The sequence below is a fragment of the Zoogloea sp. LCSB751 genome (genome assembly GCF_002028455.1).
In the GTDB taxonomy this organism is placed as follows: domain Bacteria; phylum Pseudomonadota; class Gammaproteobacteria; order Burkholderiales; family Rhodocyclaceae; genus Zoogloea.
In genome coordinates, this window is the sequence record NZ_MWUM01000016.1 from 1 (window position 1) to 14,652 (window position 14,652).

Here is a 14,652-nt window from a genome sequence, read left to right on the forward strand (position 1 = left end):
TCGACTGGTATCGCGCCCGCTGGGAGATCGAACTGTTCTTCCTGGTGCTCAAGGAAGGCTGCCGGGTCGAGCGCCTGCAACTGGCCGACACGCGTCGCCTGCAAAGTGCGCTGGCGCTTTACATGGTGATCGCCTGGCGGATCAACCGCCTGATGCGCCTGGGTCGGAGCCTGCCCGATTTACCCGCCGACATGGCGTTCGAAGCCGATGAGTGGCGGGCCGCCTTTATCCTGAACAAGAAGCCCATCCCGACAGCCGTGCCCGCGCTGAACACCGTCTTGCGCCTGATCGCCCAGCGTGGAGGCTTCCTGGCCCGCCGACATGATGGTGAGCCCGGCGCCAAGACAATCTGGCTCGGTCTCCAGCAGCTGGCCGTCTTTGTCGAAGGCATGCGCCAGGCAAGGAAAATGGATCAGGGGTGAATTGTGTGTAAGGGGATGCCTTGAGCGATACAACGATAAAGCAGGTGCGGTGAAGGCTTCAATGTTGCCGTAAGACTGGAATTCATCGATCAGTATGTGGAAGCGGCGGCTACGGCTGTCGGTCAAGTCACCCAGAATGACGGTGTTAGCGAAGTAGAGAATGCCCTTGATCAGTCCTTCGGTCAGCGTGGGAAAACTCTCGGACGGCTTCAAAATGAGCACTTTTCGCTTCGGCTTCTCGCTCATGATCCAAGCACGTATTGACAGCTTTTTGATGCTTTCTGCCTTGTCCCATTCGTCAGCATACTGAACGATAGTGGCACACAAGCTTTTCCAGCCATCCATGAACGCCGGTTTCATTAGCGCCGCTTTCTCATTGCCGCTCAGATACGGAAAAATGCGCTGGTTCTGCTCGTCAATCGGTTGTTTGATGAACTCGGCAAAGTCCTTCCATTGCCAGTTTGGCTGTTTTCGCTTGAGATGTAGGCAAACCCCCTTGAAGTAGCAGGTCTTCTTCAAACGGATGGTTTCGTTCTCATCGCTCAATTGATCATTGACCATATCCTGGGTGACAAAGCTCAGATAAGCCGAAGAACGTAAGGCTCTGGCTGTCGCTTGATAGACCGGGGTCTTGCTGTCGTAACAGTCGTGAATTCGTCCCAACTGAATGATGTCAGCCGTGTAGGTGCCCAGATTGAACATGACACTGGCCAAGGTGTCCTTGGCTGAATTCAAGACCTGTCGGGCTTCAGGATAGTGCTCGCCAATGATCAGGGACAAGGCTTCGCCGTTCCTGGTGAGCAGATGGGCCAACATGCCATAGTTCCATGCCTTCGGTGCCAAAATCTGTAACACCTTGGTTGCCCCTGTACAGACGGCTACGGCAGCCAGTGACCAAATCTCGTTGCTCTCTTCAACGGGGATTTTTCCCTTCCAGAAAGCATTGGCCACCAACGGGTTGCGTAAGTCTTCCGCGATGTTCCAGCAAACCCCACCTTCTTCATGCGGCGCAATTTTGATGATGTGGCTACTGTGGAAATACTTGCAGTAGTCCGATTTTGGGGTGTCGGCGATCAATAATTTGAGGGCTTCGCCGTTGCGAATACGTTGATAGACCTGAGCTACTTCCAGAAAGTAGATGAGCTGGGTCTTGCCGCGCCCCGTTCCACCAATATAGAGCGCGTGCGAACGACGAAGGGTTTCTGGCTTCTCAATGAATCGGCCTGGCTTCAGATGCTGGGGGCTGTAATGCTTCGGGTTGGTGGGATTAAATTCCTGGTCGGCGCCGATCACCAAGCCTGAACCTTTCCCGTTGCGGCAAAGAAAGCCGAATTCGCGTTTCAAGGTACGGTAGGCGATTTTTCCTTCCAGCAGTTCCTTGCCCCTGATATGGCGAACACCCCCCACGGGGTTGAGCGATTTCCAGAAGATCCAGCCACCACAAGCCACACCGACAACCATTGCCATCAGCCAACGATAGACAAGGTAATCGCCCAAACCGATCTGGTTCAGACGGTGTAGATAAGCATGGTAGTAGTGAAAAACTTCCCCCTGAAAGAGCTTGGAGACGAGTCCAGCAAGGACTTGCCAGAACGCCTGCACATGAAAAATCGGTGGTCGCTCGCTGGGTGGTGCAGGAAAGAAGGGATAGTTGGCCCATGACAACAACAGCACAAGGCTGGTAACAATCACGGTGACGAAAAGCCCCATGAACATGGCTGAACCGACATGAACCGTCTGGATGGTGGTGTCCAAGGGCTGCTGATCGCCAGGTAACATCCACTTTGCTTTGTTCTCTCTTTTGATAGTCATTCTGAACTCTCAAGCCATGAATTCAAGAAAGAGAAACGCTGCATAAAACAAGATATACAACAAGACTGGAATGATGAATTTCAGCTTGTAACTATGTTCTGCCCACCATGGATTTGGGGGGTTGATGTACGATTGATTTCTGTACTTGTAATCCCCCATGATCTCGGTGGGGATGAAGACTGAATCTTCTTCTGTCAAATCTTCTTGTTTGTGCTCCATGATCTTCTCTTCTTCTTTTTGTACAAGCTACAAAAATAATCAGAGAAAGCAAGCTAACAATCAAAAGTTTAAAGAAAAATTGTTACTTCAACTTTCCCAACTTCCCCAGATACCCCAGGCTTTTTCAAAGTCGACACAACGGTGTATGGAATCCATCTATATACCCATTTTTTTCTTGATTAAGAAAAGAATGGGGTATCTGGGGAAATCCTTCGGAACCAGCATAAACAGGGGCTTTGAGCTTCCCCAGGCGCTTGGGGAAGCTCTGGGGAAGCTGGGGTAAATGTTGGGAAAATGCTTCAGTTTTTCCGCTGGGGACACATGATCTTCCCCGTGCTGGTCAAAAATTACCCCAGGCCATGGGGAAATATCCCCGGCTAAAGCTGAATTTTCCCCAGGACTTCCCCAGGGGGTGATCGAGATTGTGAGTCCTCGGTCAAGTCGTTCATTCCCTTGAATCTGCGAAATCGCTCTCTGATGACCACCTAATCGCTTCAACCTGAGCGACTCTAACCGACCCATAGCAGACGTCTATATTTGGCATAGATAGCACAACTTATTTCCCTCACAGGCACCCGCGACCATGTCACAAAAATGACATCAACGAGTCATCAGGGTGTCATATCACGACATTACCATCGCTGCAATTCAGATTCGTAATCAGGTCATCATTTTTGATTACGAATTCAAATCTGCCGGAGGTGTCATGATCGAACTACAGAATGTCTCAGTCAGTTATGGTGATGCGATTGCACTGTATCCCACCACTCTCAAACTCCATCAGGGACAGTTCACCGTATTGCTCGGATCTTCCGGCGCTGGAAAATCCACGCTACTTCGCTGTATTAATTCGCTGCATGCGTCGCAGCGCGGCACCACCATTGTCGCCGGCTTAGGAAATTTGGCGAACTCGCGTGCATTGCGCATGCATCGCCGACAGACTGGCATGGTGTTTCAACAGCATCAATTGATTGGCCGACTGACGGCTTTGCAAAACGTTTCGATGGGCCGAATGGGCTACCACACGGCATTACGCAGTCTATTCCCCCTCCCGGCGAAGGATCAATCCATATGCCTGCAAAGTCTGGACCGAGTCGGCTTATTGCACAAAGCCTTAAGCCGTGTCGACGCATTGAGCGGCGGCCAGCAGCAACGCATCGGTATTGCCCGGGCTCTGGCTCAGCAACCTAAACTGGTGTTGGCTGATGAACCGGTAGCCAGCCTCGATCCTGCTACTGCAGAGCGAGTGCTAAGTCTGCTGCACCGCATTTGTAAAGAGGACGGGATTTCGGCGGTCGTCAGCCTGCATCAGGTAGACCTCGCTCAACGTTATGCCGACCGTATTATTGGCCTGTCCCATGGCCGAGTCATTTTTGATGCCGCACCGCAGACTTTGGATCAAGCCAGTTACGACACGCTGTATGAACAAGTACCCCGTTCTTCTTTGAGCGTTCCACAAGACGCTCGAGAGGAACGGCTTATCGATACTTCATTTCCCATGCAACTTGCTACCGTAAAGGATTGATTATGAAAAAACTCGCATCCGCATTAATGTCTGTCTTGCTTGCCGCCGTCTGCAGCATTGGCCATGCATCATCCAATCCCGATCCAGAAACGCTCAAAGTTGCGCTACTGCCGGACGAAAACGCATCGACCGTAATTAAAAACAACAAGCCGCTCGAAATCTATCTGGAAAAAGAGCTGGGAAAGAAAATTGAGCTGGTGGTTACCACTGATTACTCGTCAATGATCGAAGCCATGCGTCACGGCCGTATCGACATGGCATATTTTGGCCCCTTGTCGTATGTGCTGGCTAAGCAAAAGAGCGACATCGAGCCATTCGCAGCGATGAAGCAAAAGGGTAGCACTACCTACCAGTCCGTATTGATCGCCAATACTGGCGCCGGCATCGCCAAAATCAGTGATATCGTCAACAAGAATGTCGCTTACGGTGATAAGGCATCCACCTCCAGCCATTTGATTCCGAAGTCGATATTGGCGGAAAACGGTTTGAAAGCCGGCGAAAACTATCGCGAACACTTTGCCGGTGCGCATGACGCGGTGGCCATGGCCGTGCAAAACGGTCACGCGCAGGCTGGCGGCTTGAGTAAGCCGATTTTTGAATCCCTGGTTCAGCGCGGACTGGTCGATCCCAACAAAGTAAAAGTTCTTGCCGAATCGAAGCCATATCCGCAATACCCGTGGACCATGCGCAGCAATCTGAAGCCGGAACTGAAGGAAAAGATCCGTGCAGCCTTCTTGAATCTCAAAGATCCGGAAGTCCTGAAACCTTTCAAAGCCGATGGTTTCGGCCCGATCAGCGACAAAGACTATGACGTGGTGCGCAGCCTTGGCACACTGCTCAAGCTCGATCTGTCGAAGTTCTAAGTGAGCGACAGCATGCAAGCTGATTTTGGTTTGATTCTGGCCGAGCGCCAGCGCGTATGGAACCGCACGATACTGCAGTTTGCCGTTGTGCTGGCGATTGTGATCGGTTGCTGGTATTACGTCGGCCTATTTGATGCCGAGCGATTGAAGGATGGCATGCCAAGCCTGGTAAAAATTGCCGGCGAGATGTTCCCACCGAACTTCTCGCAGGCTGGCACCTGGGTCAAACCGGTACTGGATACCTTGGCCATGAGTATCGCCGGCACGGCAATCGCGGTATTGCTATCCATTCCCTTAGGAGTGCTCGCCGCGCGGAATACTAGCCCTCATCCACTCGTGTATCAAGCCACACGCGGCATGTTAAACGCTTTGCGATCGATACCCGAACTGATCATGGGCATCCTGTTCGTGGCAGCCGTTGGCTTCGGCGCATTGCCGGGTGTTTTAGCCCTAGGCTTACATTCGGTTGGCATGATCGCCAAATTTTTTTCGGAATCGATCGAACATGCCGATCCGGCACCGGTAGAAGCCGCGCATGCAGCGGGCTGCACGCCATTGCAGGTGATTTTTCATGGGATCTTTCCCCAAGTGCTTCCGCAAATGGCCGATACCGCGATCTATCGATGGGAATACAACTTCCGTGCTTCGACCGTGATGGGCATGGTCGGCGCCGGTGGAATCGGGTTCGAGCTGATGGGCTCTCTGCGCATCATGCAATACCAGGATGTCTCGGCTATTTTGCTGGTTATTTTAGGCATGGTTACCCTCGTCGACGCCTTCAGCTCCTTCCTGCGTCGCAAGTTCAAATAACTCCCAAAGCTTACAAAGGTTTTTATGAAGCCCAAAGTCGTCCTCACCCACTGGGTGCACCCGGAAATCATCGAATTGTTGTCCGCTAGCGCCGATGTTATCCCCAACACCACACGGGAAACCTTGCCGCGTTCTGAGGTAATTGCGCGAGCCAAAGATGCGGATGCACTCATGGCTTTCATGCCGGACAGCATCGACAGCGCGTTTCTCGAGGAATGTCCAAAGCTGCGTGTCATCGGCGCCGCGCTTAAAGGCTATGATAACTTCGATGTCAACGCCTGCACACGCCACGGTGTATGGCTTACGATTGTGCCGGATTTGCTTACGATCCCGACCGCTGAACTGACTATCGGCCTTCTTCTCGGTTTGACAAGGCATATGCTGGAAGGCGATAGGCAAATCCGTAGCGGACACTTCCAAGGCTGGCGGCCGACACTATATGGCTCTGGTTTGACAGGAAAAACGCTTGGCATCATTGGTATGGGGGCGGTCGGCCGTGCAATCGCCCAGCGCTTGGCTGGCTTTGAAATGAATCTCTTGTATTGCGATCCGATTCCGCTCAATGCCGAACAAGAAAAGGCTTGGCACGTACAGCGCGTCACGCTCGATGAACTGCTCGAAAAATGTGATTATGTCGTGCCGATGGTTCCGATGGCCGCAGAGACACTGCATCTGATCGATGCCACCGCGTTGGCCAAGATGAAAACCGGTAGCTACCTGATCAATGCATGTCGCGGCTCGGTCGTGGATGAGAATGCGGTGATAGCAGCACTGGCGTCTGGAAAACTAGCTGGATATGCAGCCGATGTCTTCGAGATGGAAGAATGGATACGCGCTGATCGCCCGCAGGCTATCCCCAAGGCGCTGCTCGACAATACGGCACAAACGTTTTTTACGCCGCATTTGGGATCGGCGGTCAAGGAAGTTCGGCTTGAAATCGAGCGGCAGGCAGCGATGAACATCATCCAGGCACTCGCTGGTGAAGAACCGATGGGCGCGATTAATCAGCCGTATCCGGGAGTAAAGGCGGCGTGATAGATCTGGAGCGTGTGGCGACGTTCATTGCCGTCGTCAAATGCGGGGGCTTTCGCGAAGCGGCGAAGCAAACTGGATTGTCCCAGCCAACAGTAACGCAGCATATCAAGCGGCTGGAGCAGTCTTTGCAGGCCCGGCTGATTGACCGCGCAACAATGCCGCAAAGCCTGACATTGGAGGGAAAGATTTTTTTCCCCTATGCGGAACAATTGCTCCGTACTAGCCATAAGGCTACGGCAGCCCTCCACAATAAAAGCCTGGTCGTTGGTGCAAGCTCCAATATCGGCATTTATCTTTTACAACCCTATATCAAGGCGCTCCAAGATAAATTAGCAAACAAGATCGATGTGAGGATCGGCAAAAATATCGAGATTGCCGCTTTGCTGGAAACGCTTGAAGTGGATGTAGCGGTAATGGAGTGGTGGGACTCACGTCCTGGGTTCGTCTCAACAGTATGGCGGCGCGAGAGGATGGTTGTCATTGTTCGCCCCGGCCATCCTTGGGCTGCCGAGTCGACCATTCCACTTAAGTGGTTAAAATCCCAGAACTTGCTTGGAGGCGAAGCGGCTACCGGAACTGGGCGCCTACTACAACAATATGCCGGTGCCGACTCGGCAGAGTTCACAGTGGGTATGCAGTTAGGTAGCACCGAGGCGGTCAAACACGCGGTCCACGCAGGGCTAGGAATCTCGCTTGTGATGGAAAGCGCGGTCAAGCATGAACAGGCAAGCGGATGGTTACATGCAATTCCGATTGAAGAAGATGTTTACAAAGATCTTTATCTCGTACATCGCTCAGAAACTTCGTTAAGCGGTCCGGTGGCAAGCCTTGCAGATTTGATTCTCCATTCTCCGGATTTAGGCTCAATAGAATATAAATAGCAAAACGAATGTCTGCTTCTGGCCGTTCCCTGCCTGAACGATGCCGGTCATAACAACAATATTTGGTGGTCAGGTGCAAGGCGATTTGATGGCCAAACTCATTCGAGATTCCCCTTGAATCCATCGCACTGGGTGAGTTCAAGGGGTTCCTGTGTCGCCCAGGTCACGCTGAAGAAGATGGGGCAATAACATTGCAGAATGTCACTGCTCGGTTGCCCGACACGACGGATACGTCCTTCTCGCCAGATGGCGTTGGCGCAAGTTCGGCAGATGATGTCGCTACTGAGTTCGTGTGCTTCTTCGGATTTGGCGAGTGCTTTGAGTGTGGGGCTGATGATCATGCGGTTCTCCTTTTTATTATCTGTGCATCGTGGATCGTGTCTGCTGTTGTGCCTGGTGCATAGCAAGTTGCTTCAACCGGGCTGATTGTTGGGCCTGAAGGTTGTGCTGCACTAATTGGGCTTTCACAGCTTCGGGAATCGTAGGGGGCTGGGTTTTGGCGTGACGAATTTGCTCAACTCGTGCCATCTTCAAGGCTTCGTAGGTGTTTCGGGCTTTGCCATCCAAGATTTCGTAGTCATGGCTGGTCTTCTTGAAATTGGTCTTCGCCATCGCTTCCACAATACTGGTCAGGCGATCCAAGGGATGGGGGGCATGTCCGGTCGTCGCTTTCCAGTGCTGGTCCAGAAAGCTTCGGGTCTCGGTGAAGGACTCCAAGGTTTCACTGGATAGGTCCAGATTTTTTTCACGGGCAATCCACTGGGCAACTTGTTTCATGGATGCCGTGGGGGCTTTGCCGTCCAGCTTGCTTTCCATGCGGCTGACCATGTCTTCGCTGAGATACAGCTTCAATTCGTGACGGTGGCGAGAACAGGCGACATAGGCATGGTGCAGGCTGTTGGTGTTGCTGGATACGAAGTAGAACGACTGGTTTTTGGTCTGCCCCTGACTTTTATGCACTGTGACTGCGTAGGCATGGCGTAGGGCATGGGATTTTCCGAGATCCAGCACGGTTTCCCTGCCGTCATCCATCTTGAGCTTGATCGCTTTCGGCTGGCCGGTGAGTTTGCTCAAGAAAATCTCACTGACTTCCCCCGTATCGCTGTTGTTGAGTTGCTGGGTGTCGGCATCGTCGGACTTCTGGTTTTTGGTGAAAACCACACGATCACCCATGGCAAATGCTCGTTCCTGCTTATCCTTGCACTGAACCACGACTTCTTGCTCTGGCAATTGTCCCGATTGCTTGAGCTGGGATCGCACTGCCAGATTGATGCGTTCAATGTCGTCGTTGGTGGTGGCCAAGATGATTTTGTCCTTGGCCGGGCTACTCGCCGATAGGTAGTCATTGACGATCTGGGCAAGACGTTGCTCGTCAGACGGGGTGATGATGACCTTGCCGTTTTCGTAAAGGGTACGAATTGCCTGATGGGCTCGGCCACTGGCGAAGTCTTCCACCATCTCGCGTTGCCACTGATCCACCTGTCGGTTGATTTCTCGAACCGGGGTCGTGACGAAATCCTTATTAAGCTGGGAAAAATTTGAGCCAAATCCCACGCTTTGGAGCTGCTCACGTTCACCAACTAGAACCAGCTTCGCCCCTGCATTATTAATATGCTGGATCACACGGTAGAAGGTGTTGGTGTCGGCCATCCCTGCTTCGTCCCAGAAGAGAACGGACTGACGATCCAGCTTCAACTTCCCTTCGTCCAGCAGACGTATCAGTTTGGTGGTGTTGTGGAAATCGTTTGACCCCATGCCTGTGGATTCGGCCAGACCCTTGCTTGCTGTTGAACTGGTCGAAGTCCCGAAGACCTTGAAGCCATGGGCCACATAGAACTCACGGGCCGCCTTCAACAAGGTGGATTTACCGGCACCGGCTCTGCCAGCCACATTACAAACAGCCCCTGGTTCGGTCAGGATCATCTGCACGGCTTCACGCTGGCCGAGTGCAAATTTGAATTTTCGGTCGGGGCCGGACTGCTGACGCTCATAGTCCAGAATGAAACGGGCCACCTGATCACGGTCAAACCTGAACCCCTGTTCCTGCTCACGTGCCTTCAGGCTGGATGAGATATAGGTGTCCTTGGCAATCGTGGATCGGTGCAGAAAACGGGCTTCGCGCATGAATCGCAGTTGCATGGACTGACGGTGGTTGGGATCGGTGATCGTGCCGTCCAATAAGGGCTTGAAGTAGTCCATCTGCGCCTTGCTCATGGACAGCACGCAATCCTGTTCAAAAATTCGGGTGGCTTCTCGTTCGGCTTGCTCGCCGCTCATGCTGGGCAACAGTTGTTTCTGGATGTGGGCCAGATATTGGCTCTCTGTCATCGCCACATCTTTGTGATGGCGAAGAAAGGTCTCTTCCATGACTTCGGCCGTCAGCGGCGGCTGGGGTTTGTGGGTTGCTTTGACACGGGATAATTCCTGCTTGAACTGGGTCGGTGTCCAGCCCATGCGCTGAAATTCCTGATGCCAGACGGCTTTCAGTTGAACCGGTGACTTGTTGGTTTTCTCGTCACGGGACGTCAGACGGGCGAGCTCTTCAGCCTGGTAGCCAGATTTCCCCGAAGCTTTCAACACCTTCTGTATCTCTTGTTCGCGAGTGGATCGCCAGTCACAGACCTGGGCAGGGATCAAGGATTCGGGCAAGTCAAAGGAAACCGTTTTTCGTTCCTGCTCCTGAAGAAACTCGTTGGCTACGTCTTCATCGTGCTTGACGGGATCGAAGACAAAGCCGAATTCTCGTTCCAGACCTTCCTTCATGTGGCGCATGAAAATGGCGTCCAGTGCTGAAGCATTCGCTCCGATCTCATCCGTGCATAGGCTGTAGAGCTTGCCGTCGTAACCACGGGCAACATTCAGCAGATCAAAGTGGAAGTGCAGAAAGGGACTCTCTGAGCGTGAGTCAATATGAAAGAAGGGGATACCCAAGATTTCGGCAGCACACTGGTAGTCGGTGCCATCCTGACCTTTGCGGATACGGGCCAGATTGAGCATTTCAGGGACAACAGCCTGCCTGAAAACATCGTTGCAAAGCTGGCTGAAGCGTTTTTCAATGCTGGGGTCTTCGGTGGCCAGTAACGCCATCGCCGTTGAAAGTCGTTCGCCAAAGCAAAAGATGAACTCCGTTCCCAGTCGGTTCTTTTGCTCGCCCTTGGCTGGGTAACGATAGCTCCCGTCAGGATTGATCGGGGTGGCCGTCTTCCTGAACTGCACCATTTTTCCCCTTGGGGTGTCCTGTGCCTGGCTGAACAACGCCGATGATTCGGACACGGGACACCAGCCGTTGGACAAGTCCTTCCATAGCTCAGGGCTGAGAAATTTACCGTCCAGTCCCAAGCTTTGCGCCAGATCGCCCAATAGCTTTGGGTTGTAGGGATTGCCGGCCAGAAACTCGGCAAATCGGGGATCATTCAAGTCATGAGATTGCTCGTCGGGAAACTGCTCGGCAATCGAAGCCAATAACGACGTGCTGTTGTAGTTCAGTTGCTTCTCGTGATACTCCAGATTGGTCATGGAAGCATAGTTACGCAACATCATGACGGCTACTCCATGTTCATGCTCTGAACGATAAAGTACAAGTCTTCAATCCCTGAACTGAGCTTGGCAATTTCGTTTTTTACCGCAATCAACTCATCCTTCAAGTCATCGAAGGCGTCTGACTGATCCCTGTTCTTTTCGTATTCACGAAGGGCGATTCGCCAAGCTTCGCTTTTGTTTTTTGTCTGGTGATCTTTCATCACAAGGTCAAGAAGCTTCGCATCATCTTCAAAAACCTTGATGCCATCCATACGTGAGTGTTCTTTCATTTGTTCTCCATTTTTGATTCAAGGTAACAAACGAAGTTGCAAAGTCAAGGTTTAATCTGACAAGTGGAACGAAAATGTTCTATAAGGTCGTTTTGACTGTCTCGAAGGCACTTAACGCATCAAGATACATTTTAATGTGATAGGTGCTTATGAACTGCAAAACGGTAAAAAACAGAGAGAGCGACAAAGAAAAAGACAAAGGTAGACAAGCGAAGACAATGCACGACAACGAACAATCATTGACAAGACAAGCTTGGAACAAAGGCTAACAAGCAAAAAACAAAGAAAAGACAATGCTCTGACAACAAACAGACAATATCACTTGATTTTGTGACAAAAATTTATTACTTCATGACTAGACAAGAGCAAAGGATAAGGTCATGGAGATTCAAGCTATTTTGAACAATGCTGTCGTGCAAGCAGAACAGGAAGCTGTTGCGACAACCAACAAGACACGTTTGATTGATGTGTTCAGGGAAAACTACGATGACTGGAACGCTCGTCTATTTCCGGCATGGAAGAAGGTCGGCAAGGTGTGTCATCAAGAACTTGCCTTGCTACTCAACCAAGTCGGATTCAGCACGGTCAATCCAGCGATGGTCAGCCGCTACATGAAACTGGTCAGGGACGAGCGAAAGAAAAACAGAAATCCTGTGACGGTCACTCAGTCAGCGAAGGCAACAGTAAAAAATCCAGCAGTCCCCCCCACCCAATCGGTGACGGAGGGCGCATCAGGAAGCGATGATCACGATTGGCTCGATCCTTCCTGGTTAGGGGATGAACCGAACTGGACTGAGCTGGTGATGCCTGGTGCTCGTCGTCCCAAAGTCGCAGAAGACTGGGATACTCACTGGGAAAATGTGTGGCGTTGGCTCTATTGCTTGGCTGATACCCACGGTCTGAACTCGTTTGATCGCACGGTGTATGCTGGCTTCAAGAAAATCAGTGCCAGTATCGGCGATCTCTGGCTGGACTTGAGCAAGGTGCGTCGGTTAATGAACTTGGCAGGGGTGCCACTTGACCCCAAGGGAGTAGGTTGCCAAGGTGGTTGAAAAATCCAGTCGCCACTTCATCGATGCAGTCGCAGAAGTATTTATGAAATTTGCTTGCTGGGGTAGAATTTCTACTGGCTGGATCGAAGCCTGCTGCCCACCTTGGCAAACCCGAATAGGACGATCAGCACTCCGCATATTTTGAGATTCCATTTCATGGGGTCGGCAGTGGGCACCGTGTTCCATGTTGGAGATCTCAAATGGCAAACAGCTATATCGTCACTTCCAAGACACTGAGCCAACTCAAGCAAAAGGCTCGTGATTTGAAAAAATCAGCGGGAATTCCGCACCACGAAGCACTGGAACAGGTTGCCAAAGGCATTGGGCTACCTAACTGGCACAAAGTGGCTGAGTCAGCAGAAATAACTGCACAAACAGAAAAGGCTTACCTATCAGGTCTCATCGTCGCCTTCGACATGAAGGATGCGGGGAGTTTTGACCCCGCGAACATCTTCATCGAAGATCAGCAGGCACTAGCATTTTGCGAAAAGGATTTGTTGGCTTCCTTTCGGAAAGCTTGCGAAGATGAAGGTGAGCCGGCGACCGAAGAAGAAGTAGAAGACTATCGAAATGAGTTGCACTGGAACCATGTGTTGTTTCGTTATGTCGGTCATGAACTCCCCGTGACTGTTCGTGATGCACTGAATCTCATCTATGAAAAGTCCTTTTGGGCACCACTCTATGTGTGGTTGAAGGGGGGGTTCTACGAAACTGGCTATGAAGGGGCGCAGGATGAAGAAGGTGAAATTGCCGGTATCCGATTATGAACCAGTCGATTATGCTATCCGCTTACCCTGTCGATAGTGTGCAGGTGACAGCCGTTTGACTGTATCAAAGGCTGCCTTGTAGTCGGTGACTTCCCAAAGCCATGCTTCTTGGATTTCGTATTCTGTGTTGTAGAGTATCCAGATCAAAAAATCCCAGTCGTAGTTTTTGGCTTTGGGAACCAAGGTCACGAAGCTTCCTGGCTTGCCACTGGGTCGATTCCCCTTAACCTGATACTTCTTACCCTGAAATATGAAGTCATGTCCCTTCTGGACAGCAGTCATTCCCTGCATCACAGAAGAGTATTCTTCCGTGGGGCACCCAACTAAATGAGCGGCATCATATTCTGACAAGGCAGAAGTAATCGATGGTGCATTCCCGTAGGCTCGTTCCCAAGCCAGAACGGTTTCTACCAACTGCTGCCGCAAACTGATCATTAAGATTACCTTTTGGTTTTCTGGGGGTGGCTTTCTAGGATGCCAAATTCACCCGTTCAAGAAAAGTCCTTCCACAGCTTGGCTGACACTGGGAATGAACCTGTTCATGATGAACTGGTCGCCCCTGTCTTGCGCCAGATAGTCACCATCGCCAGGGAAGTAAGAGCCGTCTGTCTGTTTGCGTTCCGATCTAGGGGTGAAAACCTCTCGTAGGGTATTGTTTTTGAGCAAGTCAAAGATTCTTGGGCTCAAAGTCTGCTCAAGGATGAAATGGGGTTCATGTCCGAACTGTTTAAGTAAGCCATCAATGAGAGATTGGGCATTGTTCTCGGTGGCTTTTATGAACCCCACGTTGATAGCAAGGATGAACTTTGCCCCGTTGGGGAAGGTTTCTCTCAAGCTCTTGTAGGAAGTAATGCTTTTCTGATCCTTGATAGGGCAAACGAAGATCACTTCGGCGTCGGCGAAGTCCAAAAAGTCGATGAAATCCTGTGGGCTACCCATGCAAGTTGCCAGTTGGTGCGTGGCATTGGCTGGCAAATCGAAAACAAGGTAGTTGGAGTCAGTCCCAAGACTACTAGCTACTTTAGATTTTTCATCAGGGTTAGCAATGTCCAGAAAGGCAACTCCTTGGGATGGGTCTTGCAAATGCAATGGCTTCAATGCACCGTTACTGTTCTTCTGCCCATATCGTTCATACAAGCCTTGAAAGTTACGGTCACAGACATAACCATCGACCTTCTCGGTCATTCTCAATGTTTCAAGAATCACGGATGCTACGAGCGTCTTGCCAATGTTGCCTGCATCGGATGCCACAATCACAACTTTTTTCTTCATGTCTTTTCTTTCTTTTTTGTTTGTCTATTTGATTTACAAAAAAACAAAGAAAAAATCAATAGTAAATCAAGTCAATTTTTATGCTTAAATTGATTTTATTTCTTTGAATTTAAGGAAGTTGTCATCGTCTTTGTTTTCAGTAAATCAAACGTTGGAAGATGCTTTGTTGAAATCTTGTTGTTCAG

General features: G+C 50.9%; 14 protein-coding genes and 1 pseudogene. 8 read left to right on the forward strand and 7 right to left on the reverse strand.

The features are described 5' to 3' along the window. Positions 1-422: IS4 family transposase (locus B4920_RS30510; RefSeq protein WP_305847118.1), on the forward strand; the 422-nt coding region annotated here is incomplete at its 5' end. A 63-nt stretch (positions 423-485) separates the two neighbouring features. On the opposite strand, the pseudogene B4920_RS16865 reads toward B4920_RS30510, so the two are convergent. Beyond that, positions 486-2,234 (reverse strand): annotated as a pseudogene (locus B4920_RS16865) (type IV secretion system DNA-binding domain-containing protein); the annotation flags it as partial. Between the two features lie 9 nt (positions 2,235-2,243). Then, the gene (locus B4920_RS16870; protein ID WP_024569578.1) at positions 2,244-2,453 is read right to left on the reverse strand and encodes a hypothetical protein; all 210 of its coding nucleotides are present in this window, start codon (positions 2,451-2,453) and stop codon (positions 2,244-2,246) included. 706 nt (positions 2,454-3,159) lie between these two features. Between B4920_RS16870 and phnC the strand changes: the two genes are divergently transcribed. From phnC to B4920_RS16895, 5 genes are read left to right on the forward strand one after another with little or no spacing between them, the layout of a single operon-like run. Continuing rightward, the gene (gene phnC / locus B4920_RS16875) at positions 3,160-3,978 is read left to right on the forward strand and encodes a phosphonate ABC transporter ATP-binding protein (protein ID WP_020200553.1); all 819 of its coding nucleotides are present in this window, start codon (positions 3,160-3,162) and stop codon (positions 3,976-3,978) included. A gap of 2 nt (positions 3,979-3,980) precedes the next feature. Continuing rightward, entirely contained in the window at positions 3,981-4,841 is an 861-nt protein-coding gene (gene phnD, locus B4920_RS16880) for a phosphate/phosphite/phosphonate ABC transporter substrate-binding protein (RefSeq protein ID WP_004629229.1), read from the forward strand. Positions 4,842-4,853: 12 nt separating this feature from the next. After that, positions 4,854-5,651 (forward strand): phosphonate ABC transporter, permease protein PhnE, encoded by a 798-nt coding sequence (gene phnE, locus B4920_RS16885; protein ID WP_024569577.1) that lies wholly within the window; start codon positions 4,854-4,856, stop codon positions 5,649-5,651. 24 nt (positions 5,652-5,675) lie between these two features. Continuing rightward, complete coding sequence (locus tag B4920_RS16890) at positions 5,676-6,686, forward strand: phosphonate dehydrogenase (RefSeq protein ID WP_024569576.1); 1,011 nt, start codon at positions 5,676-5,678, stop codon at positions 6,684-6,686. After that, positions 6,683-7,567: a LysR family transcriptional regulator gene (locus B4920_RS16895; RefSeq protein ID WP_004629222.1), complete on the forward strand. Its 885-nt coding sequence runs from the start codon at positions 6,683-6,685 to the stop codon at positions 7,565-7,567. Before B4920_RS16890 ends, B4920_RS16895 begins: the two co-directional genes overlap by 4 nt. 98 nt (positions 7,568-7,665) lie before the next feature. Here B4920_RS16895 and B4920_RS16900 read toward each other — a convergent pair whose 3' ends face one another. From B4920_RS16900 to B4920_RS16910, 3 genes are read right to left on the reverse strand one after another with little or no spacing between them, the layout of a single operon-like run. Next, positions 7,666-7,908 (reverse strand): hypothetical protein, encoded by a 243-nt coding sequence (locus B4920_RS16900; protein WP_017514955.1) that lies wholly within the window; start codon positions 7,906-7,908, stop codon positions 7,666-7,668. A 16-nt stretch (positions 7,909-7,924) separates the two neighbouring features. Next, positions 7,925-11,107 (reverse strand): AAA family ATPase, encoded by a 3,183-nt coding sequence (locus B4920_RS16905; RefSeq protein ID WP_024569575.1) that lies wholly within the window; start codon positions 11,105-11,107, stop codon positions 7,925-7,927. Positions 11,108-11,112: 5 nt separating this feature from the next. Continuing rightward, a complete protein-coding gene (locus tag B4920_RS16910) occupies positions 11,113-11,376 on the reverse strand; it encodes a hypothetical protein (protein WP_024569574.1) in 264 nt (87 codons plus the stop codon). A gap of 380 nt (positions 11,377-11,756) precedes the next feature. Here B4920_RS16910 and B4920_RS28880 point away from each other — a divergent pair, with 380 nt between their 5' ends. After that, entirely contained in the window at positions 11,757-12,428 is a 672-nt protein-coding gene (locus B4920_RS28880; RefSeq protein WP_039016799.1) for a hypothetical protein, read from the forward strand. Positions 12,429-12,628: 200 nt separating this feature from the next. Further along, positions 12,629-13,195, forward strand: coding sequence for a hypothetical protein (locus tag B4920_RS16915; RefSeq protein ID WP_024569573.1), 567 nt, complete (start codon positions 12,629-12,631; stop codon positions 13,193-13,195). 9 nt (positions 13,196-13,204) lie between these two features. On the opposite strand, the gene B4920_RS16920 is transcribed toward B4920_RS16915, so the two are convergent. Beyond that, the gene (locus B4920_RS16920; RefSeq protein ID WP_024569572.1) at positions 13,205-13,630 is read right to left on the reverse strand and encodes a hypothetical protein; all 426 of its coding nucleotides are present in this window, start codon (positions 13,628-13,630) and stop codon (positions 13,205-13,207) included. A 48-nt stretch (positions 13,631-13,678) separates the two neighbouring features. Further along, positions 13,679-14,467 (reverse strand): hypothetical protein, encoded by a 789-nt coding sequence (locus B4920_RS28885; protein ID WP_139379540.1) that lies wholly within the window; start codon positions 14,465-14,467, stop codon positions 13,679-13,681. Between the last annotated feature and the right edge of the window lie 185 nt (positions 14,468-14,652).